This window comes from Dyella sp. SYSU CM1112 (assembly GCF_058216415.1).
In genome coordinates this window covers 1-335 of sequence record NZ_JBZEGI010000082.1, presented here as the reverse complement: position 1 = coordinate 335, position 335 = coordinate 1, and the positions used below count along the sequence as shown (strand labels likewise).

Genomic DNA, 335 nt, shown 5'->3' with positions numbered 1-335 from the left:
GCATGTAATGCGGGTTCTTGCACCCGATCACTTTGGACGGCTGCACGATGCTCTTGCTGTGTGCATTTTCCGGCCGAGGACTGCCATCCGGATGCGGATATGTCACGCCGCCCTCCAGCGGCCCACGGCGCAGATAGTTTTCCAAGACGCCGCCAGCCGGTTTCTGCTTGTGTCCGGATGAGCCGAACATCACCCAATTGACACCTACGCCTGGGTGATCCGCGTAATCGGCCAAGACGTCAGGCAGCAGCCTGGCCTTGGGTGAAAACAGAAATTCGTCGATATCGATGAAGGCAAGCCATTCGGTTTCGCTGCCGTGTGTCTTGATGCAGTGC

At 57.9% G+C, this 335-nt stretch carries 1 protein-coding gene; it reads right to left on the bottom strand.

Annotated features, from left to right (window positions below; translation table 11 throughout):
• Window positions 1–335 (bottom strand): glycosyltransferase family 92 protein (locus AC4HNJ_RS21710; protein WP_490481699.1); only part of this gene is annotated, 335 nt, incomplete at both ends.